This window comes from Bacillus sp. OV322 (assembly GCF_900112495.1).
GTDB lineage: Bacteria > Bacillota > Bacilli > Bacillales > DSM-1321 > Peribacillus.
This window is the reverse complement of sequence record NZ_FOMA01000004.1, coordinates 413,876-435,423: the sequence shown is the minus strand read 5'-3', so window position 1 is coordinate 435,423 and position 21,548 is coordinate 413,876. Positions and strand designations below refer to the sequence as shown.

The following is a 21,548-nucleotide window of genomic DNA, read 5'->3' as shown; positions in this document are numbered from 1 at the left end:
TCGGCAGCTGCTGTTTATGGATCAGATATTCATGAAGCTAGGGACTTTTGTTGTCAGGAGCCGTTTTGTAGGACCTGATTGGATATAGGCATTTATCCAGGGTTTGAGCATTTTTCTCGGTAATTTCCTGCTTTCTTGGAATCGGCGTGTACATGCCATCCGGGTCATCCCAGTGCTCAGGCAGCCGTACTGGAGACTCCGGCTGCCACTTTGATATCCAGTCAGCTGGCAAGGCTCCGGATGTCTGCCTGTATCCGGCCATTTCCATCCATATCATGGACCATGCTCTTGGAACAACCCTCCAAATATCATAGCCGCCGCCTCCAACAGCAATCCAGCGCCCCCCGCAGTATTCATGTGCCAGCTCATGTGCCAGCCGCGGGATTTCCTTGAATATGTTCATTGTGGCAGAAAGATGTGTCAAAGGATCATAATAATGAGCATCTGCTCCATTTTGGGTAAGTATTACGTCTGGTTTAAAGAACTCAATGATTTCCCTGAAGGCAGTTTTGTAGGAAGCAAGCCATGACTCATCTTCAGTAAATGCGTCTACAGGCAAATTAAAGGTATAGCCATAGCCCTGTCCCTGGCCCCGCTCACTGATATTGCCTGTCCCAGGGAACAGATAGCGCCCGGTTTCATGAATGGAAAACGTACAGACGGAAGGATCATCATAGAACGACCATTGCACACCATCACCGTGATGGGCATCAGTATCAACGTAAAGAACCCTGGCATTATATTTCTTTTGAATGTATTTAATGGCAACAGAGCTGTCATTGTACACGCAAAAGCCTGAGGCCTTGCCGCGGAAGCCATGGTGGAGTCCTCCGCCAAGATTTAAGGCATGAAGCGATTTTCCGGACATCACATAATCTGCAGCAGTCAGAGTGCCGCCAACCAGCAGGGCGGATGCTTCGTGCATGCCTGAAAAGATGGGTGTATCTTCGGTTCCGAGACCATAACTATCTGCACGGTCCCCGGAAAGCTTGCCTTGACCGGCCATTCTGACAGCGTTTACAAAGGAAGGGTCATGGATGAGCATTAATTCTTCATCTGTCGCCATTCTCGGCTTCACGATATCTTCTTCTTTGATGGCATGCTGTTTTTTTAATAAATCCAGGGTAATACCCAGTCTTTTTTGGTCGAAAGGATGGCCTTCTTTGAATTTATATGCAAGAAGATCATCGGAATAAACGAATACGGCTTCTTTTTTCATAATGGGAGCTCCTGCTGCATAGGCCAAAGAACTAAATAGCCTTCTTTTTGCAATTCTTCTGCAATAGCAAAAGGGTTCATGGTTTGAACACGGATAACAAGGATTTTATGTGTTTCATTATCAGCGGGATAAACGAGCAAACTGTGTATATTGACTTTTCTTTTCTTGAATATGCCTGAAATAGTATGAAGCACCCCTGGCTTGTCAGGAATCTGAACTTCAATTTGCGAGCCAGGCTTATTGGCGCCTGTAAGCTCGACATAAGAGTGAAGCAAATCGGTGCCAGTGACGATGCCCACTAGCTTTTTCCCTTTTACAATAGGAAGGCAGCCTATGCTGTTTTCACAAAAAACAGCTCCAATTTCTTCGACGAAATCAAGCGGATGACCTGTAATCAACTCTTTTTTCATAATCAGGCTCAGCGGCTTTTGAAGGTCTTCTTTAAACTCCTCTGTCCGGAATATGGAAGGGGCAGCATCACGTATATCCCGGTCACTTACAAGACCAATTAAATTAAAGTCATCATCCACAATCGGAATATGCCGGATTTGTTTTTCCTTGATCAGGGTTATGGCACGGTGAATCGTATCATTTTCGGTAAGCACGGTGAGATTTGTTTTCATGATTTTTTCAACAATCATATCTTGTTCCTCCTCCTCTGATTCCCGTCAATACATAAAACGATTCATGAATCTCAATCGGTCAAACTTCTGAATGGATTCGCTGTCCACTCTTTTTCCAATACGGGCCATCAGGCAATTTGCAGGGTGCGAACTGATTTCAGGATCGTCTGTCGCATAATAGACCAGGCCTCCTGCACTCATCATTTTTTCCATGACTTTGCGGTAGTCCCATACATTCAATCCTGTCCCCTTTAAATCCCAATGCCAGTAATACTCCGTGGTAATGATGATGAAGTCCTCCATAGCATCATCCATCATAGAAACCTTCAGCATATTTTTGCCGGCTGAAACACCCCGGAATTCCGGTATGACTTCGACTGCGCCAAGCTCAATCAAATCATCCATTTCTATTTCCGACCATCTCTCAAGCGGGTCAGGATATAAATATGTGACATAGCCCACAATCGTGTTTTGGTGGCGGGCAATAATAATCCTGCCCTCTGGCAAATCTGCAATCTCAATTAATGCTTTGTGCTGCTGCGAGGGAGGCCGAAACGCAACCAAATGTTCATGAAATTCATACTTGGCAAGCTTCTCGGATGAAATAGGGCCTTCAATAATCAATGTCCCCTGGCTGGTCCCGAGCTCCACGGCATTATATCTTTTTATATGCTCCATTTCTTCACCACCTCTAAAAAATAGTCTCTTCCATTATACTAAATAATCTGACAGGCAAGTGAAACTTCCATCTGGGGATGTTTTCTTTCATCCACGCTGATGGAAAATTCTATACTGGCCTTTACGGGCTGTTATACCCATTTAACGTGCCCCGATCCTTAAAGCTTAGTGCCTGCTGGCCTGTTGGGACTTCAGGCATACATTCTTCTGCTATAACGAATCTGCTTTTCACAGAACCGTCTTTTCATTCTATGATTATATCAAATCTTGTCGATAGATTGGCCAATAAATTTCCTGAAAAAGGAAAAGGTGAATATTTAAAAAATTGAGAATAAAAGTTTTCTATACTATAATAAAGAAGTAAAGTCGAATAGAGGGGGAGTATGATGTATGAAAGTGGAAGCGCTGCCAGTAATGGAAGGCCATTTTAATCTGCAAAATTACGATGAAACGTATAAGCAGTTTGATTGGGCTGAAACAGAAAAGGAATTTACATGGTCTGAAACAGGAAAAGTGAATTTGGCTTATGAAGCCGTCGACCGCCACGCAGAATCATCTAAGAAAAATAACATTGCCCTTTACTACAAAGACGAAAAAAGAGACGAGAAGTATACATTTAAAGAACTGAAAGACTACACAAATAAAGCGGCAAATATTTTGACAGAATATGCTGGTGTAAGTAAGGGCGACCGCGTCTTCATTTTTATGCCGCGTTCTCCTGAGCTGTATTTTGCGCTGTTAGGGACCATAAAAGCGGGAGCAATAGTCGGCCCGCTGTTTGAAGCCTTCATGGAAGGAGCTGTTAAGGATCGGCTGCAGGACAGCGAAGCGAAGGTCCTGATTACGACGCCTGAACTGCTTCCTCGTGTACCGGTGGGTGAATTGCCGGACCTAAAGCATATTTTCCTTGTGGGGGATAATATCGCTGAAGAAGAAAATGTTTATGACTTCAATAAAAAGATGAAGGAAGCTGACAAACGTTTTGAAATTAAGTGGGTGGATCGTACAGACGGACTGATTCTGCATTACACCTCCGGCTCCACTGGAAAGCCAAAAGGAGTTTTGCATGTTCATAACGCAATGATCCAGCATTACCAAACCGCCAAATGGGTTCTTGATCTGCAGGATGGGGATGTATACTGGTGCACAGCTGATCCAGGGTGGGTAACAGGAACATCCTATGGAATCTTTGGCCCTTGGCTTGCTGGAGCTTCCAACGTGATTGTAGGAGGCCGGTTTAAGCCTGAATCATGGTATAAAACAATCGAGGATTTCGGTGTCACAGTCTGGTATAGTGCACCGACTGCCTTCCGCATGCTGATGGGCGCAGGCGATGAAATCGTCAAGCGGTTCGATCTCAGCTCACTGCGGCATATCCTGAGCGTAGGCGAGCCGCTCAATCCGGAAGTGGTCCGCTGGGGGATGAAGGTATTTAATCTAAGGATTCATGATACATGGTGGATGACTGAAACAGGCGCACAAGTAATCTGCAATTACCCAAGCATTAAAATTAAGCCGGGCTCCATGGGGAAACCGATTCCGGGAGTCAAGGCTGCCATCGTTGATGACCAGGGCAATGAACTTCCGCCGCACCGCATGGGGAATTTGGCCATCAAGAAGGGCTGGCCATCAATGATGCATACCATCTGGAACAATCCGGCTAAGTATGAATCTTATTTTATGCCTGGTGACTGGTATGTTTCGGGGGATTCAGCGTATATGGATGAAGAAGGCTATTTCTGGTTCCAGGGCCGTGTGGATGATGTGATTATGACTTCAGGTGAACGTGTCGGTCCATTTGAAGTGGAAAGCAAGCTGGTGGAGCATCCTGCCATTGCAGAGGCCGGCGTAATTGGAAAGCCTGATCCTGTACGCGGAGAAATCATTAAAGCCTTCATTGCGCTGAGAGACGGATATGCGGCAAGTGATGAATTAATAGAGGAAATCCGCCAGTTCGTTAAAAATGGACTCGCTGCACATGCTGCCCCCCGCGAAATAGAATTCCGGGATAAACTTCCTAAAACAAGGAGCGGCAAAATCATGAGACGTGTTCTTAAAGCCTGGGAGCTTGATTTACCGGCAGGAGACTTGTCTACAATGGAAGATTGAACACAGAAAAGCATCCCGGCTGATTTGCCGGGATGCTTTTTCTATTCTTTATTATCGCTGCTTTTTGGTTTTTTTGGTTCAACAGGTTTTGTTTCACCCGGTTTAGAATCTTTTTTTGTTTCTTTTACTTTATTTTCTTCTTTCTTCCGGTCATCTTTAGGGGGTGGATCTTTTACTTTGTCTTCTTGTTTCTTTGGTTCATCTTTAGGTTTTGTATCTTTTTGCGGGCTCGTATCCCCAATACTGACGGTGTTGGAAGGTGCGGATTCATTTCCGGCAATATCCACCGCAGTTATATAGTACGAACCGCTTCCGCCGCTGTAGGAAAGCGAGTTTCCAGCCTTAGTGCTGCCGGCTTTTTGGCCGTATTTATAAATTCTGTAGCCAATCACATCGGCTTCCGGATGGCTGCTCCAGACAATGGAGCTGCCGCTTGTGCCGATAGAAGGGGCAGATGGAGTTGAGCCGTTATCACGCAATGACTCTGCAGCAGTCCCTCCATCTCCTTTTGGCATGAGCGAGCCAGGATCTTTTACATATTTGCCGCCCAATTTTTCATAATAATCGGGATTAATGATTGTACCTGTACTGACAAATTCATCTGGTGTAGAAGAAAGGGCCGCATACTGTTTATTTCCAATCTGGACATATCTGGTTTCAATAAGTTTGCTGTCCGATTTGTCCGGCAGGAAATTGGCATCAAATAAATCGGTTGCACCTTCCTTCGAGCTTTCACAGACACTTGCAGGAAGCATGCCGCCTTTTCCGCAGACAGGCCGTCTTACGATACCGCCCGGCATTTCAAACCTTTTTTCAGGGTCAATCAGACTCGGCTTGACTTTATATGCGGCATTCATTAACTCAGCCCATAAATAGAGATTCCGCTTATTATATTCGAGTCCCTTATAATATCCTTTCAGTGACTTTGGAGTATCATAGCCAATCCATGTGCCGAATGTAACATTGGGATTCGTAGCTACGAACCAGGCATCATGATAATCCTGTCCGGTTCCTGTCTTCCCGGCCCAGTCTGATGAAAAGGCAAGACGGTTATTCACGGATGCAGCCGTGCCTTTATTGACTACATCACGCATCATATCAAGTGTGAGATAAGCAGTCTGCGGTGTGAACACCTTAACAGGTTTTACTTTATGCTGATAAATGACTTTTCCATCCTTGGTCTCAATCTTGTCGATCATATAGGCATCAATAAAATTACCTGAATTGGCAAAAGTGGAATAAGCATTTACGTTTTCCTCAACTGTCACACCTCTTTGCATGGCGCCTAATGCCATGGAAGGATACGTGTAATCATCCTTTGTCAAAGAGGTGAAGCCCATTTTCTCCAGATAGGTGACAGGGCGGGTGTTAATAATGTCCATATAAAACTTTGCTGCCGGCACATTATAGGACTGTGCGAGTGCATGCCGTGCCGTTGTCAGACCGCTGAAGCTTCCCCCATAGTTGCCAGGGGACCAGCCGCCAAAGGACATCGGCACATTGGCAACAGGTGATGCAGGTGATATTTTCCCAAGTTCAATGCTGGGTCCGTATACAAGCAGCGGCTTCATCGTCGATCCATTAGGCCGGAGGGCAGCGGTGGCATGATTGGTTTGTTCTCTTTTATAATTTCTTCCGCCGACAAAGCTGAGAATTTTACCTGTTTTATTTTCAATCAGCACAGCCCCTGTTTCTACAGGCTCTGTTACCGTTTTGAGTTTTTTTGTTTCAGGATCTTTGACTTCCTCTTGCTTGTCATATCCGTAATATGGATAATTGTTTTTCACCTTTTGCATAGTGTCGTACATTTTTTTGTTTATCGTCGAGTATATTTTATACCCGTTTTGACGGAGGTTCCGGCTTGCCAGTGTAGTGTATTGCTGATTAAGGTCTTTATCTTTCTTTAAATCACTTTCTGTGTAGCCATCTTTTTTTGCAAGTATCACTGAAAGGATATCAATGGATCTCTTTTCAATTTCATAGGTTACCCATGGATACTTCTTCGAAGGAGACGGCACCGGCCCGATGAAATCTTTTACAAGATTATATTTTAGCGCATCTTCATATTGCTTCTGGGTGATATAATTTCCGTCGCGCATCCTTTTCAGAACCGTTTTCATCCTCAGAATCCCCGGATCCAGATTCTCCTTCAGCTTGCCTTGCTGTGTATATGGCGTATAGCCGAATGGATTTTTGGGAAGACCTGCAATAAAAGCAGCCTGAGGGATGTTCAAATCACTGGCATTCTTGCCGAATAAGCCTTTCGCAGCTGATTGGACACCGGCAATATTATGTCCTGAGGAATTCCTTCCAAAGGTAGAAACATTAAGATAGGTTTGAAGGATTTCTTTTTTGCTGAAGAATTTTTCCAGGCGCAGTGCAAGCAGGATTTCCTTTGCTTTACGGTCAAAAGAAACCTCATTCGTTAAGATCTGATTCTTAACAAGCTGCTGTGTCAGCGTGCTTCCGCCTGACTGGACGGAGGAGTTGGTCATTTCCTGGAAAATGGCTCTCATCAGCGCTTTTGGAACGACTCCATGATGTTCATAAAAATACTCATCCTCTGTTGCTACCACAGCATCTGATAAGTATTTGGAAACATGGTCAAGGGTCACTTGTTCGCGTTCGAGGTCTGAATTCAGCTTTCCTAAATATGTATTGTTCGCGAAGTATAATTCAGAGGTCTCTTCATAGTTGTAAATGTCCTTTTTAAGCTCTGCTTTTGGGCGGACAGGCTCATCCTTAACGAGAGCAGCGAAATATCCTGCACCGGCTCCCCCTGCAAAACAAAACCCAAGAACACCGATTATAATCAGTAAGAGCATTAAATTCCAAATGACTTGATAGGTAATTCGTGAATATCTCTTTGTATTTTTGCTCTGGAGGAAACCTGTCAGCTTACTCCAAAACGAAGGTGGTGCATCTTGATTATTTTTCATTATCATACCCCCTGAAATCACATACATTATAGCATAGAACAGGTATGGAAAAGGCTTTCTTTAGATATTTTTCAGAAAACTGCCCGCGTGTAATTGACAAGCTGCCTGTGAATGTGATAAAAATTCATTATCTAAATATTTATTTTTGAAACGCTATGATAGGAATGAGTAGTGAAACAATCCCTGTATTCAGAGAGCCGGTGGCTGGTGGAAACCGGTACATATTGTTTGATGAATTACCTCCTTGAGCATCTGCTGTGAACCATTCAGGCTAGCGGCAGGCGGATTGCGGCCGTTATCCGTATTAAGCGGAGGACAGGAGTGTCCTCAAGTTGGGTGGTACCGCGAACTTATTCGTCCCTTCATTTATTTGAAGGGGCGTTTTTATTTGGATTTTTTTGAAATCAAAGGAGGATATAACATGGAATTGCTTAAAGATTTGGAATGGAGAGGCATTATTTACCAGCAAACAGACGAAGAAGGGCTGAAAACCCTATTGGATAATGAAAAAATAGGCTTATACTGCGGGGTGGATCCAACCGCAGACAGCATGCATATTGGCCACTTGCTTCCTTTCCTGACATTGCGCAGGTTTCAGCAGCACGGACATCGCCCGATTGTCCTTGTGGGAGGCGCGACAGGCCTGATTGGCGACCCGAGCGGCAAAAGCGAGGAACGCAAGCTGCAGACGCTTGAAACGGTCCTTTATAATGCGGACGGCATTAAAGGGCAATTAGAAAAGATTTTTGAATTCGAAGGTGAAAACGGAGCAGTTATGGTGAATAACTATGACTGGATCGGCAAAATAGATATGGTGACATTTTTGCGGGATTATGGGAAGTATATCGGCATTAACTACATGCTTGCAAAAGACACGATATCTTCGCGCCTTGAAACCGGGATCTCTTTTACAGAATTCACTTATACCATTATTCAGGGAATGGATTTCAACCATTTATATGACCATAATGGCTGCAGGCTGCAAATTGGCGGAAGCGATCAGTGGGGCAATATCACAACAGGCCTTGAGCTGATAAGGAAAATGCATGATGAAGGCGCAAAAGCCTTCGGAATGACGATTCCTTTAGTTACAAAAGCGGATGGAACGAAATTCGGAAAAAGCGAGGGAGGATCTGTCTGGCTGGATCCCGAGAAAACAACTCCATATGAATTCTATCAATTTTGGATCAATACTGCAGATGCAGATGTTGTTAAATACCTGAAATTCTTTACTTTCCTTTCTCACGAAGAGATTGAAACCCTTGAGCAGGCGGTTGAAACCGAACCGCATTTAAGAAAGGCCCAAAAGGCACTTGCAGAGGAAATGACACGCATGATACACGGAGAAGAAGCACTTCAGCAGGCCATTAAAATCTCTGCTGCCCTATTCAGCGGTGAGGTTAAGAATTTAACTGCAGACGAAATCAAACTGGGCTTCAAGGATGTCCCAAGCTATGAAAGAAACAGTAAAGACGAAATCAGCTTAGTGGATTTGCTTGTTGACGCAAAGATCTCTCCATCTAAGCGCCAGTCACGCGAAGATATCCAAAACGGGGCCATTTCCATCAATGGCGAAAAAGTAACAGACCTTCAATATATGGTATCGGAAAGTGATGCAATAGAAGGGCAATTTACATTGATCCGCCGCGGGAAAAAGAAATATACACTTATTAAATAAGGATGTAGAAGAGCTTCAAATACTCCATAGAAAAAGCCGGCCTTGTTGTAAAGGGCCGGCTTTTCTTAAAGCTCCCTGTAATAAACAAAGCTGCTGACGAAATTGGTTGTCTAAATTACGGCCAAAGAAAAGAGCAAGGATTATGAATGGGGGTCGGGTTGAATTTTCTTTTTATAAAGCTGTTTTCGGAAACTTTGTTGCTATGAAACAAGGTGGCTGATTTCCGCTCCAGGATGCTCGCTTTCCGCTGGGCAGACGGTGAGCCTCCTCGGCTGCACGCCTGCGGGGTCTCACCTGTTCTGCTAATCCCGCAGGAGTCTCGCACCTTACGCTCCAATCAACCTGACTTGACAATGGGAATGCCTCACATAACAAATTAAAAAAACAACAATCTTTAAACAAAGAGCCTTTTATAAAATGGTGTGGTGTATTTCTCCAAAAATGAACGTACTGCAGGCTTCGGGAAGAATGAGGAGTCAGTAAGAGGGATTAAAGAAAAGGAATGATTGAATGAAGAAACTAGCAAAGAAATACTATTGTAATGTGCCCGTGCTATTAGTCATTTATTTGCACGCTTGCTGGCTATACAAACAGTTACAATGTATCTAAAAAGCTCCTTTAGATAACTATCCCTCTTCATAAGGTTCAGCATTGAAAGTGAAAAAATTTACCGCAGAAATTCAAACAAAAAAGGGGAGAATACTAGATCAAATTAGGAAATGTGATGATATTTGTTTTTCAGACCTCAATGAAGCAAAAAGGTTTTATGCTAAGCTGCTAGAGATGCCTATAATACTTGAGCATGAAAATAAATTGATTTTCCAGTTAGAAGGTACGCAGCTTGTTGCGTTTAAGTGTGAAAAGAATGGAGGCGCAGGGGATTATTCAAACGAAGCTAGAACAGTTTTATTATTCGAGATGGATTCTGTTGAGCAAACGTTTTATGAAATGAAATCGAAGGGTATAAAATTTTTACACGAAACACTCGCTATGTTGCTTTTGAGGATCCCTTCGGAAATGTTTTTGAAATTGATTTTTTAAATTGCTGAACATACATCTATTTAAATGAAAGGGGCAGGATACACTTGTAACTGGATATAGCAATTGAGACAAGCTTGTAGCCATTACCAATTGAGAATGCTATTTAATCTGCTGGAATTTTAGTTTGTGAAGAAGTGTATTTAAACTAAATAGTTGAAGATCCAGCTGCTATTCTTGGCTGCTTTTTTTTATTGATCTAATGGGCGCGAAGGATGATTGAAGAATCTTTTATAATTAAACTGAAGAATTAAGTAAAAAATTTGTGGGGAGTATACAAATTGGACGAAAAAGAGAGGCAAGCATATTACAAGTGCTTACCTATTAAAACCTCATCCAGAGAAATGATTCTATGCATTAACTCTTTATCCGAATCTACAACACCTATAACAATTTGATTATCTTCTGATATTGTCGCATATCTGAAATATTCATCCCCATTAATGAGTAAAGCTGTTACCTGTTTTGTCTCCATCTTCGCAAAGACACTTTCTGTGTACTCAAGGGGCAGAAAATCATCAATTCCTTCTGCTGGTCTTCCAACCCATTTAAACAGGAAATCTTTGATTGCAAATTGCTCAATCATCGAAAATTTTTTCTTGAATACTAGTTTATCAGCGGTTACTGTTTTCAGCCTAATCACTCCTCATATAGTAAGTAAAGTTTATACTTTCAAAATCCTAACATCAACTGTATTACGGTGACAGAATGTTTACATTTTGATTTCGGTGAAGACTTGGCTGCTAGGCACCTTTTTTATTCCACTAAAGGGTCAGGATAGTTCAACAAGGAAAATGGAGTAAGTATAACGAAATAGATAATTATGTAATTGTTAGGGAGTGGGGGAAAAGTGATTAATGCAGTGATTTTTGATTTAGATGGAACTTTATTAAATAGAGATGCTTCACTAAAAAAATTTATTGACGGACAATATGAAAGATTAAATAAATGGATAGGACATATACCGAAAGAGAAATACACATCAAGGTTCATAGAGTTAGATTGTCGAGGTTATGTTTGGAAAGATAAAGTATATCAACAATTGGCTGGTGAATTTGATATTACAGGGATAACTTGGGAAGATTTGCTTCAAGATTATATAAGCCAATTTAAGAATAGTTGCGTCCCATTTCCAAATCTTATTAGCATGTTAGAAAAATTACGAAGTAACAACCTTGTTCTAGGAATGATTACAAATGGAAAAGGACAATTTCAGATAGATAATATAAGGGCTTTAGGTATTAAAAAGTATTTTGAAACGATATTAGTGTCTGAATGGGAAGGAATTAAAAAACCTGATCCTCAAATATTTAAGAGAGCCTTAGAGCAACTGAATGTTTCACCTAATGAAAGTATATTTGTTGGCGATCATCCAAAAAATGATGTGAACGCTGCTCAAAATGCAGGGATGAAGGGGATTTGGAAAAAAGATTTTCAATGGAACAATGTCGAAGCAGATTTTATAGTAGATGATTTGGCGGAATTACCTTCAATCATTGAAAATTTAACATAATCTAATATTAAATCTTCTTGAACTCATAGGTGCGATATTTCAATAACGAAGTGTCGCTTTTTTCTTATAGAGCTAAAGCGGCAGGTTAGTGGAAAAAGAGAGATGATAATCTATCTCTCTTTTATGTGTATTTGACTCCTTATGGAATTTGTAGGATAAAGTTCAAAAGAGTCTGGAATTATTTGTGTCGACTGGTAAAGCAATTCAGATACAGTTACACATTTATACCCTTTATCGTATAAAAACCCCAAAATGTTATCTAATACAGTAACGGTTTGAGAAGTCTGAGTATATTCACTGCCATGCCAATCATGAAAGAGAATGATATTACCTGGTTTTACTCCTTTTGTTATATTGTTATAAATTTGACTTGCGGGTGGATTTGCCCAATCACGAGAGTCCTGACCCCATGACCATAAAACGACATCTTTTCCGTTTTTTAATGCAGTATTAATAATTAAATCATTATAAAAACCACCTACTGGGCGGTAAAGAGTCGGTTTTAAACCAACTGACTTCTCTATAATTTTATCTGTTTCTTCTAATTCTGATGATAGTTTTGCTGATGTAATATTTCCGTAAATATGATGATAAGTATGATTGGCAATTTCGTGTCCTTCTTTTACTTCCTGTTTTAATAGTTCAGGAAATCTTATTACTTTATTACCAGCTACAAAAAAGGTGGCTTTAGCATCATATTTAGCTAATATATCAAGTATTTGTGGGGTAAAAAAAGGATGAGGTCCATCATCAAAAGTAATGGCAACTAATTTTTCCTTTGTGTTAACTTCCCAAATAACACGTCCAGTTTTTTCATATTCCTCACGACTTTTAGTGGATGCGGACACATTTATTAGAAAGGAGAAGAAAGGAATCAATAAAAGGAAGATAAAAAACAATATTTTTTTCATTGGACACACTCCTCATTTAACGACATGATTTATGATGCCCTTATTAAAATATTTAATGAGAAACATGAAATGAAAGTGCAAGGGTTTTAGGTCAAGGTGTCATTCTGGCAGCTTTTTTTAAAATACTAAAGTTCAAGTTGCTTGAAGAAGAATCCATTCAGGGAATCCATTCAGGGTACTTTGATAATCAAGATATGGACTTAAAAGTCTAAAAAGAGGTTATTAATAATTGCATTTCAGGGAGGATAATTATGACTTTTGAAGAGTTAACTGAAAAAAAACCAACGATTGAATGGAAAGAAAGAATGAATGAAGGTGATGATTTATTTACATCTGAAAATATAGATGCAACTAATACTGTTCTGGATTCATACATCAATAGCCTAAAAGAACTGACAGAAAATCCAACTGAAGAAGAAATAGTGGAATGTGTAAAAAGTGTTGTAATAAGATTAAATGAACTAAATGAGAAATATGATGACTTTATTGAAATAATGGAGAGAGAAGACCTATGTGAGTTTATTACAGAAGCAGCACGCATATCGGGTTTGGAATCAAAAGATGATATAACTGAAGAGTGGAGGGAATGGTGAAATCAATAAACCATGTATGCACTGGAATAACCATCCGCTAAAGTCATAAAAAAAGGGCATCAATTTTATACATTGAAAGCCTTCTTTTTTATGCAAGTGCAACAGAAACATTTACGATTGCTGCTCTATTTTTTCGAATAGGCTCTTTTCTTAAAGAATGTTGTTTTTAAATATTTCTGTGAAGCGATCCCACTGTGAAACCGGGTTGATTGGAGGGTAAGGTGTGAGACTCCTGCGGGATGAGCAGAACAGGTGAGACCTAAGCAGGCGCAGCCGAGGAGGCTCACCGGCTGCCCCGCGGAAAGCGAGCAACCTGGGGCGGAAATCAACCCCTTGTTCCATAGCAGCAAAGGGGAAGAATACATATATCTGCAAAGCTGAAAACAAACAAAAAAAACCCTAGAACCATTGATAAATCAAGGTTTCTAGGGTTTTTCCCTACGCTATTTACAAAGCGTATTAATTAACGAGAGTAGAATTCAACGATAAGAGCTTCGTTGATTTCAGCAGGCAATTCAGAACGTTCTGGTAAACGAGTGAAAGTACCTTCTAATTTCTCAGCGTCAAAAGATAAGAAGTCTGGTACGAAGTTTGTAGACTCAACAGCTTCTTTAACGATATCAAGGTTACGTGATTTTTCACGAACACCGATTGTATGTCCAGCTAATACTTTGAAAGATGGAATATCAACGCGGCTTCCGTTAACAGTTACGTGACCGTGGTTTACAAGCTGGCGAGCCTGACGGCGAGTGCGAGCAAGACCAAGGCGGTAAACAACGTTATCAAGACGTGATTCAAGAAGAACCATGAAGTTTTCACCGTGTTTACCTTGTAATTTTCCAGCTTTATCAAATAATGAACGGAATTGACGTTCGTTAACACCGTACATGTGACGAAGCTTTTGCTTTTCTTGTAATTGCATTCCGTATTCGGAAATTTTCTTACGTTGGTTAGGACCGTGTTGTCCTGGAGCGTAAGGGCGTTTTTCTAATTCTTTACCAGTACCTGTTAGGGAAATTCCTAAACGACGGGATAATTTCCAGCTTGGGCCAGTATAACGAGCCATGAATGACTCCTCCTCTTATGTTTTTATTTTGGTAAAATAAAAACCGTTGTGACATCACAAGTAAGACCATTTTGTTTTCATGCACCTTCGCCCTAGCAGCAGAGGGTTACGAGATGCACCTCTTAAGAGGAACAAAATGAGAGCATAAATGCTTTCACATAGGCTGCAATATTTTACACAAAGAGTATTATATAATTTATTATTGAGAGAGTCAAGCGGAATTCTGAATGTGAAAAGCTATAAAGCGTATTGAAGAAAAGAAGAAGAGAATAAAGTAGGCCATTTTACCTTGATTAGAAGAAAAAATTTACAAAAAAAGGGGCTGCATTAAAAATTATAGAAGTAATTTCAGCATGCAGCGTTTATAATGGATGTAAGAATATTCCGCATAGTAATTTCTTGCATATCAAACATTGATGGTATTTTGGATAGGTCTTATAGACCAGGTCTTTTGAACTTTAAAAGTGCAGGCGTTAAGCTAAAGCGCCAATATAGGGATGATAGTGATGAAATATGACACAAGCCAACTGCTTTATAATTTAAAATCTTTATTTTTTGACTATATGGAGTATACAGAAGGCCATATTCTTTTTTATGGTGAATTCTTTGAAAAACTGCTTTCCTGTATACGTGATGCATTGGATGCAGCAGAGGTTGCCTACTTTAAATATGATGAATGGAAACAGCTTTTATTCATAGAAGCATCTACAAGTGCCATTGCGGATGCAGGCGCCGGGTTTCCCTGTGATGAACAGGCATTATCTGAATTGGGAACGGCCCTTTATTCATATAATAATGAATCTGTGAAAGAGCTTGCTGAATTTGAAGTGATCCTGCCAATCTTAGATGGGAGCGGAATCATTGGGGTCCTGGCAATAAAGGAAAAACAAAAGGGATCTTTAAAGGAAATTGGCTGTGAAGAAGCTAAAGAAACTGCACGTGAATTCAAAAAATTGATCAAGACATCTTTAACCTTTTTCAAATTGGCCAAAAAGGAAAGGCGCAATAAACAATTATTGAGTGTCACCCAAAGAATTCACTCCTCTATGAGCATGGATGCTGTTCTTAGTGAAGTAATCGATACATTGCAAGAAGTCTATCCTTCCTTAACATATTATTTGCTGATATCCCATGATATTGTAAACCGCAAAAATCTTCCTATTAAGGATTTGGAGTATGACAGCGAGAATGCCGCTGCTCTTCAATGCTATGTGACAGGAACCATTCAAATGGAGGATTATCTGGCAGAAAAGAAGTCCATTCTTTATGCTCCTCTAAATGGGAAGCAGGGAGTTTACGGAGTTCTGCAGATAATAGCACCTCATGCCCTGGTTTTCCCGAAAGCTGAAATTGAGTTTATTACAATGCTTGCAGATGCAGCAGGGGGAGCTATGGAAAATGCCCAGCTATATGAACAGTCAAAGCGTGTGATAGCGGATTTGCAGCTTATTAACGAAACCTCTCACCGGTTAAACTCCAGTTTGAGGCTGAGTGAAACGATGAGCTATATGAAGCAGCAGATCATGAAGTCTTTTAAGGCAGATGAAACAGGATTTATCCTCGTGCAGGCAAATGGCGAGGTTAATTACCTCGATGGCAGTACCGATTTCTTCCATACAAAAGAATCTGATTTATACATATCGTATTTGAAGGAAAAAATAAATGCCGATAAAGAAGCCCTGTTCATTGGTGACCTGAGCCTTCAGCTGACAGATGAGGATATCATGTATCCATCATTGATGGCAGTACCGATGATGGCAAGTGATAGCCTGAAAGGATTTGCGGTTGTTCTTCATAAAAAGCCCTACAATTTTTCCTTCGAAATGTTTAAATTGCTTCAGTCCCTCATCCATCATTCAAGTCTTGCTGTGGTGAATTCCATGCTTCGTGAAGAACTGGAAAAAATGGTCATTACAGACCATCTGACAAAGCTGTACTCCAGAAGTTATTTGGATGAAAAAATTTATCACTCCATGGAAAATGATGAAGAGGGAACGTTTATCCTTATCGATATTGATGATTTTAAGGTAGTGAACGATACGTATGGGCATCAGGTGGGCGATGATATTTTAATTCAGGTCGCAAAACTGATTAACTGCAATATCCGTGAAACTGATATCGGAGCTAGGTGGGGCGGGGAAGAGCTCGCAATCTATTTGCCGAAAGTTTCCCTGGAGGCTGGTGTAAGGATTGCCGAGCGGCTCCTGAAAAGAGTCGGCGAATTGTCCAGCCCCCGCATCACGATCTCCTGCGGGGTATCTTATTGGACCAACTCTGCGTCTGATAATGCCAATGCATTGTTTAAGCGGGCTGACGAGGCTTTATATATGGCGAAGAGCTCCGGTAAAAACAAGGTGCTGGTCCAGGAGGACGGGCATTGTTAAGCCAGAACTTTGAAAGGTTTAATCTTTAAAAGACGCAGCAAAACCAGGATTAGCCAAAATGGAAAGAAGCCGTCCTATTCTATAATTATAGAATAGGACGGCTTCTTTGATGTTTATTTACCTTACTTTGTACGCTGGCTGTCTAAGGGCAGAGGCCAATTTAAAGGCTGCCCTTTAAGGCTTTTTCTGTGTCTTCAAGTTCAGAACCTGGATTTTGCTGCTGGATATTCCATTATCCTACAGATATTGAGCGAGGGTGCTGGCGAATTCCTGAAGCATCTTTTCGTCAATTTCATCAAACCTTTTGATGATTGGGCTGTCGATATCAAGAACTCCAAGCAGTTCTCCATTCTTAAGGAGTGGAACCACGATTTCAGAACGTGATGCAGCATCACAGGCAATATGTCCCGGGAACTGGTGCACATCTTCAATTCGCATGGTTTTGCGTTCTGCTGCAGAGGTTCCGCAAACACCCTTTCCAAACGGGATGCGGACACATGCCGGCAGCCCTTGAAATGGTCCCAGAACAAGCTCTGTTCCTTCTATAAGGTAAAAGCCCACCCAGTTCACTTCATCGAGGAACTGGTTTAAAAGACTTGAAGCATTGCTAAGATTAGCTACCATATTCTTTTCGTCTTCAATAAGAGAAACGAGCTGTTTTATAACCATCTTATAATTTTCTTCTTTATTTCCTTGGTAGGATTCAACATTAAACACAAACATTCACCTTGCTTCCGGTAATTTTTAATAATCTATAGATCATTAACTATTTCTATTTCTTTATAACTGTCAGTTAAAAATTTTCGTTTATCTGTTTCCCCAATATTAAGCAATAATCCTGTGATTTCGCATATTTATCCGCAGCATTTTTCCGCCTGGATGAGAAGAACATGATTAAAATGGCATCTGCACAATTCGACAGTTTCCTGTTAACCCCTGCATGCCATAAAAGTTGTCGAGAAGAAGACAAAGGAGAAACTGCTCCGGGCAAGAATACTTGGTAGAGAGATGTGCTGCAACAGAAAAGGGAGGGACTCAAAAATGAACCGCCAAACCCGGACTAAACAATTGATTCTAGATGCCGCTCTATATTTATTTCACTTAAAAGGATACCATGCCACTTCCATTCGGGATATTGCTGGGAAGGCGAAAGTCAATCCGGCAAATATAGCCTATTACTTTAAAAATAAGCAAGGCTTGCTAGAATATTGCTTCACCTCATATTTAGAAGAGTATGTAGAAATTCTTGATATCAATATCCTTGAACTGGAGAGAAAAGGTCCAAAACTTTGCCTTAGCGGTATGATCCTGGATATTCTTGAGTTTCAAAAAAAGAATTTCCTTGCATCCAGCTTCATCTATGGAGAATCCTCCTGGGATTCCAGCTTAAACCGTGAAATCCTTTCAACCTATTTTACAAAAGAAAGATTTTACTTTCAATTAATACTGGAAAAAGGAATGAAAGAGCATGCTTTTCAAAACGTCTCCATTCCAGTATTCATTCTTCAGCTTAAAGGCCTGCTTTCTGCCCCTGTTATGCATTCCCATTATGCGATGGAGGTTTTGCATGTCTTTCCTCAGGAGAACTACTATAACACCAAATATGGAGACGAAATAATTAAATTCCTGCAATTGGTCCTTTATTCGAAAGACTCAGAGATCATGGTTTATCGCGAACCTCAGTTATCCACTATGTGAATCAGTGGGATTGGAGAATAGGAAGCAGGTTTTTATACCCTTGTCCCACATCTTTAGCCTGATGGGCATCAGATCCATAAACAAGGGGAATACCGAGCTTTTTTGCATAAATGGCTATATCATCTGGCGGATAGGGTTCCCTGCATAGCGGTTTGAATAGTCCTGCTGCATTGTAATCCAGCTGATAGCCTTTTCGGCGGACTTGATGGAGGATGGCATGCAAACGATCGCCGAAGTTACGGCGGGACGGGTAATTCAGCTGAAATTTATGTGCCAGGGTGATATGGCCAATGCGAGTGGGCTTATATACCCCAAGATCAGCATCAATGGATTTTTCAACAGCAGAATAATACATGTTATAAACATTGTCCACAGAACCGGATATGCTGGAAAGCTCCCCGAATACATCATCACTGAAATCCATGCAGTACCATTTTTCCTTTGCATGGAGGAAGTGGACAGATAAAATGCTGTCATCGAGATACTTTCCAATCCTGTCAAGAAGCTCTCTGGTCTCTTTTTCAAAGCCTTCAATGTAATCGACCTCTAATCCGGCCTTAATCGTTATTTTGTCCTTGTAAGATCTTTTTAAGGTTTCGATTTCCCCGAAATAATCCATAAGGAGCAAAGGATCCATCCCGCTGTCTTTTTCTGGAGCCGGATCAGCAAATCCTGTTGGCAAAGGAGCATGCTCTGTAAAGGTGATAGCTTCCATTCCGAGTTCGATGGCCCTCCCGATATATTCCTCGAATCCGTCATTTGAACCGTGCGGACAGTAAGGACTGTGCACATGTTGATCACTTTTCAACTAAACCCCTCCAATAAACATTCCATTCATGCATATTTCTACAAAAAAATTCAATTTTCTAGTCAAAAATTATTGCTAACATGGTATCATAAAAGCATTGAAATGAACATTTATTGCATTTATATATAATGTAGAAGTACGGTGAGGCAAGAACAGGGGGCTTATGATGGAATACATACTTGGAGCGATTGCAGTAATACTGGCTTTTATTATTTGGGGGTATTTTTTTAAAAAGAAATATTTTAAAGAAATTGACCGTCTGGAATCATGGAAAATGGATATCATGAACCGCCCTGTACTGGATGAGCTATCTAAGGTTAAACAGTTGAATATGACGGGGGAAACAGAAGAGATGTTTGAAAGATGGCGAAAGGAATGGGACGCCATCATTACCATCCATATGCCTGATGTCGAGGAGCTTCTGTTTGACGCAGAAGAATATATTGATAAGTACCGTTTTAAACGTTCAAGGGAAGTACAGCATAAACTGACGCTGAAACTGAGGGAAATAGAAGAGACCATTCAGAACATCCTTGACGAACTAAATGATCTTGTCGGAAGCGAAGAAAAAAACCGGGAAGAAATTGAGGACGTCAAAGAAAATTACCGCACACTGAAAAAGAAGCTGCTTGCCCATCATCACACATATGGAGCAGCTGCAGACAAGCTTGAATTTATGCTTGATGAAGTTCTGGAGATTCTTCAGCAGTATGAAAGTGCCACAGAAAACGGCAACTATTTAAATGCGAGGGAGCTTGTCCTGACAATCAAGGGAAAGCTTGCAAATGCCGCTTCCAAAATGGAATTGCTTCCGCAGCTTGTAGCTGAAAGCAAAACTGCATTGCCGAATACCATTGCTGAACTGAAGGATGGATATGCAGAAATGATGCAGCAGGGCTACTCCCTGGATCACATCCAGTTTGAAAAGGAAGTTTCCCGTATTGAACGGGAGCTTGGTTTATATGCTGAATACCTGGACAATGCAGAAACAGAAGAAGTGGAACAGGGCATTGCCGAAATGCATGATAATGTGAATGTATTATATGATCTGCTTGAAAAAGAAGTGTATGCAAGACAATTTATCCAGGCTAATGAAGAACTCCTTCAGGAAGAGATTTATAAACTGGAGTATGAAAATGATAAATTGAAGGCTGAGGCAGCCATTGTCCAGCACAGCTACCATTTAACTGAAAGTGAATTGGAAGCCTACAGGATCTTAGAGAAACAGATTGCGCAGATTGCCAAAAAATATCCGGCCATAAGAATGAAGATTGAAGAAAATTCTGTTGCAAGTTCTGAACTTAGCGAAGAGATCATCGAGATTGAAAAGCAGATAAAAGAGATTCAAGAAGAACAAAATGTATTTTCGGGCAAGCTGCAGGCGCTTCGCAAGGATGAAATGGAAGCCAGGGAGGCACTAAAAACTCTCAGGGGGAAAATGGCCGATACAAGCCGCCTGATTACAAAAAGCAACATGCCTGGCCTTCCGGAATCATACAAGGCTGCTATTTACGCCGCAAAGGAAAGCTTTGAGGATGTTCATAATAAGCTGGAAGAAAAACCGCTGGATATGGCTTCAGTACATATTTATCTCGAAAAGGCAGTCACTGTTGTCGATAGCCTGTACGAAAACACTGAAGAGCTGATCGAGCAAATGTTTTTATCGGAAAAGGTCATCCAATACGGCAACCGCTACCGCAGCCGTTATTCCTCTGTTGCTGATGCGCTGAAGGAAGCTGAAGAAAAATTCAGGACCTATGAATATGAAGCAGCATTAGAGATAGCTGCAAGCTCCATAGAAAAAGTGGAGCCGGGCAGCCTGAAAAAAATAGAAGCGAACCTTGATGAAATATTGACGAGGTAAAAGAAGAAGCCTGCGCTAGCCGGCTTCTTCTTTTTACTGGTCGATGGCTCTCGTAGGGGTCACAAAGATGGTGCCGAAGGACGCGTCGTTCTTAGTCTTTAGTTCTTTGCAGGCACTTGCGCTTTTGAAATTAATCCAGCTCCAGCGACTAGCCTATCGAGGTCAAAAGTCACCACAGAATTGAAGGGCAAAAAGCGACTTCTATTCTGTGGAGCCTTATGCTGGTCAAGGCTATCAAGGCGCTTGCGCTTTTTTTTTCAAATGCGGGCAGATATGCTATTATAAATAGTTGAGTCTTGTCCATCCTTTTTCAGGCTTTGCAGGTATGTATTGTGCTTTGATGGTGGACTTGCCGGCAGCGATTTAATTAAATAGTGCGGCTTATTTTGCTGTATTCTATAGATATAGACGGACCATGGAGGCGGAA

General features: G+C 41.2%; 17 protein-coding genes and 1 other annotated feature. Of the genes, 8 read left to right on the top strand and 9 right to left on the bottom strand.

What is annotated here, in order from left to right:
• Positions 1-37 precede the first annotated feature (37 nt).
• Genes BM126_RS12300 through BM126_RS12290 form a run of 3 tightly spaced genes read right to left on the bottom strand, consistent with a single transcriptional unit; the run spans position 38 to position 2,520 of the window.
• Positions 38-1,219, bottom strand: coding sequence for an acetoin utilization protein AcuC (locus BM126_RS12300; RefSeq protein WP_090989780.1), 1,182 nt, complete (start codon positions 1,217-1,219; stop codon positions 38-40).
• Entirely contained in the window at positions 1,216-1,860 is a 645-nt protein-coding gene (locus BM126_RS12295) for an acetoin utilization AcuB family protein (protein ID WP_090989779.1), read from the bottom strand. Before BM126_RS12295 ends, BM126_RS12300 begins: the two co-directional genes overlap by 4 nt.
• A gap of 27 nt (positions 1,861-1,887) precedes the next feature.
• Positions 1,888-2,520, bottom strand: coding sequence for a GNAT family N-acetyltransferase (locus BM126_RS12290; RefSeq protein ID WP_090989778.1), 633 nt, complete (start codon positions 2,518-2,520; stop codon positions 1,888-1,890).
• Between the two features lie 390 nt (positions 2,521-2,910).
• Here BM126_RS12290 and acsA point away from each other — a divergent pair, with 390 nt between their 5' ends.
• On the top strand, positions 2,911-4,629 hold the full coding sequence (acsA, locus tag BM126_RS12280; protein WP_090989776.1) for an acetate--CoA ligase: 1,719 nt from the start codon (positions 2,911-2,913) through the stop codon (positions 4,627-4,629).
• Positions 4,630-4,670: 41 nt separating this feature from the next.
• Here acsA and BM126_RS12275 read toward each other — a convergent pair whose 3' ends face one another.
• Positions 4,671-7,568, bottom strand: a complete 2,898-nt coding sequence (locus BM126_RS12275) for a transglycosylase domain-containing protein (RefSeq protein ID WP_090989775.1) — start codon at positions 7,566-7,568, stop codon at positions 4,671-4,673.
• Between the two features lie 146 nt (positions 7,569-7,714).
• Positions 7,715-7,933, top strand: a binding site (T-box leader).
• Between the two features lie 56 nt (positions 7,934-7,989).
• Between BM126_RS12275 and tyrS the strand changes: the two genes are divergently transcribed.
• Both tyrS and BM126_RS12260 read left to right on the top strand, forming a co-directional pair.
• Entirely contained in the window at positions 7,990-9,246 is a 1,257-nt protein-coding gene (tyrS, locus tag BM126_RS12270) for a tyrosine--tRNA ligase (RefSeq protein WP_090989774.1), read from the top strand.
• A gap of 657 nt (positions 9,247-9,903) precedes the next feature.
• A complete protein-coding gene (locus BM126_RS12260; RefSeq protein ID WP_371261442.1) occupies positions 9,904-10,287 on the top strand; it encodes a VOC family protein in 384 nt (127 codons plus the stop codon).
• A gap of 304 nt (positions 10,288-10,591) precedes the next feature.
• On the opposite strand, the gene BM126_RS12255 is transcribed toward BM126_RS12260, so the two are convergent.
• Positions 10,592-10,870: a hypothetical protein gene (locus BM126_RS12255; protein ID WP_177201415.1), complete on the bottom strand. Its 279-nt coding sequence runs from the start codon at positions 10,868-10,870 to the stop codon at positions 10,592-10,594.
• Between the two features lie 264 nt (positions 10,871-11,134).
• Between BM126_RS12255 and BM126_RS12250 the strand changes: the two genes are divergently transcribed.
• On the top strand, positions 11,135-11,797 hold the full coding sequence (locus BM126_RS12250) for an HAD family hydrolase (protein WP_090989771.1): 663 nt from the start codon (positions 11,135-11,137) through the stop codon (positions 11,795-11,797).
• Positions 11,798-11,907: 110 nt separating this feature from the next.
• Here the strand turns inward: BM126_RS12250 and BM126_RS12245 are convergent, their stop codons facing one another.
• Positions 11,908-12,708, bottom strand: coding sequence for a polysaccharide deacetylase family protein (locus BM126_RS12245; protein ID WP_090989770.1), 801 nt, complete (start codon positions 12,706-12,708; stop codon positions 11,908-11,910).
• A 251-nt stretch (positions 12,709-12,959) separates the two neighbouring features.
• Here BM126_RS12245 and BM126_RS12240 point away from each other — a divergent pair, with 251 nt between their 5' ends.
• Positions 12,960-13,301 carry a hypothetical protein gene (locus tag BM126_RS12240; RefSeq protein ID WP_090989769.1) on the top strand — a complete coding sequence of 114 codons (342 nt, stop codon included), beginning with the start codon at positions 12,960-12,962 and terminating at the stop codon, positions 13,299-13,301.
• 463 nt (positions 13,302-13,764) lie between these two features.
• On the opposite strand, the gene rpsD is transcribed toward BM126_RS12240, so the two are convergent.
• Complete coding sequence (gene rpsD, locus BM126_RS12235; RefSeq protein WP_071351454.1) at positions 13,765-14,367, bottom strand: 30S ribosomal protein S4; 603 nt, start codon at positions 14,365-14,367, stop codon at positions 13,765-13,767.
• A gap of 506 nt (positions 14,368-14,873) precedes the next feature.
• On the opposite strand from rpsD, the gene BM126_RS12230 reads away from it, so the two are divergent.
• A complete protein-coding gene (locus BM126_RS12230) occupies positions 14,874-16,751 on the top strand; it encodes a sensor domain-containing diguanylate cyclase (protein ID WP_090989768.1) in 1,878 nt (625 codons plus the stop codon).
• Positions 16,752-16,988: 237 nt separating this feature from the next.
• Here the strand turns inward: BM126_RS12230 and BM126_RS12225 are convergent, their stop codons facing one another.
• Entirely contained in the window at positions 16,989-17,468 is a 480-nt protein-coding gene (locus BM126_RS12225) for a GAF domain-containing protein (protein WP_090989850.1), read from the bottom strand.
• 324 nt (positions 17,469-17,792) lie between these two features.
• On the opposite strand from BM126_RS12225, the gene refZ reads away from it, so the two are divergent.
• Complete coding sequence (gene refZ / locus BM126_RS12220; RefSeq protein WP_090989767.1) at positions 17,793-18,449, top strand: forespore capture DNA-binding protein RefZ; 657 nt, start codon at positions 17,793-17,795, stop codon at positions 18,447-18,449.
• A 1-nt stretch (position 18,450) separates the two neighbouring features.
• Here refZ and hisJ read toward each other — a convergent pair whose 3' ends face one another.
• On the bottom strand, positions 18,451-19,257 hold the full coding sequence (gene hisJ, locus BM126_RS12215; protein WP_090989766.1) for a histidinol-phosphatase HisJ: 807 nt from the start codon (positions 19,255-19,257) through the stop codon (positions 18,451-18,453).
• 166 nt (positions 19,258-19,423) lie between these two features.
• Here hisJ and ezrA point away from each other — a divergent pair, with 166 nt between their 5' ends.
• Positions 19,424-21,121: a septation ring formation regulator EzrA gene (gene ezrA, locus BM126_RS12210; RefSeq protein WP_090989765.1), complete on the top strand. Its 1,698-nt coding sequence runs from the start codon at positions 19,424-19,426 to the stop codon at positions 21,119-21,121.
• Positions 21,122-21,548 lie beyond the last annotated feature (427 nt).

Excerpts from the sequence above, each read along its gene's own strand:
- BM126_RS12300 (WP_090989780.1), bottom strand. The coding sequence starts at position 1,219 with ATGAAAAAAGAAGCCGTATTCGTTTATTCCGATGATCTTCTTGCATAT.
- BM126_RS12295 (WP_090989779.1), bottom strand. The coding sequence starts at position 1,860 with ATGATTGTTGAAAAAATCATGAAAACAAATCTCACCGTGCTTACCGAA.
- BM126_RS12290 (WP_090989778.1), bottom strand. The coding sequence starts at position 2,520 with ATGGAGCATATAAAAAGATATAATGCCGTGGAGCTCGGGACCAGCCAG.
- acsA (WP_090989776.1), top strand. The coding sequence starts at position 2,911 with ATGAAAGTGGAAGCGCTGCCAGTAATGGAAGGCCATTTTAATCTGCAA.
- BM126_RS12275 (WP_090989775.1), bottom strand. The coding sequence starts at position 7,568 with ATGAAAAATAATCAAGATGCACCACCTTCGTTTTGGAGTAAGCTGACA.
- tyrS (WP_090989774.1), top strand. The coding sequence starts at position 7,990 with ATGGAATTGCTTAAAGATTTGGAATGGAGAGGCATTATTTACCAGCAA.
- BM126_RS12255 (WP_177201415.1), bottom strand. The coding sequence starts at position 10,870 with ATGATTGAGCAATTTGCAATCAAAGATTTCCTGTTTAAATGGGTTGGA.
- BM126_RS12245 (WP_090989770.1), bottom strand. The coding sequence starts at position 12,708 with ATGAAAAAAATATTGTTTTTTATCTTCCTTTTATTGATTCCTTTCTTC.
- BM126_RS12240 (WP_090989769.1), top strand. The coding sequence starts at position 12,960 with ATGACTTTTGAAGAGTTAACTGAAAAAAAACCAACGATTGAATGGAAA.
- rpsD (WP_071351454.1), bottom strand. The coding sequence starts at position 14,367 with ATGGCTCGTTATACTGGCCCAAGCTGGAAATTATCCCGTCGTTTAGGA.
- BM126_RS12230 (WP_090989768.1), top strand. The coding sequence starts at position 14,874 with ATGAAATATGACACAAGCCAACTGCTTTATAATTTAAAATCTTTATTT.
- refZ (WP_090989767.1), top strand. The coding sequence starts at position 17,793 with ATGAACCGCCAAACCCGGACTAAACAATTGATTCTAGATGCCGCTCTA.
- ezrA (WP_090989765.1), top strand. The coding sequence starts at position 19,424 with ATGGAATACATACTTGGAGCGATTGCAGTAATACTGGCTTTTATTATT.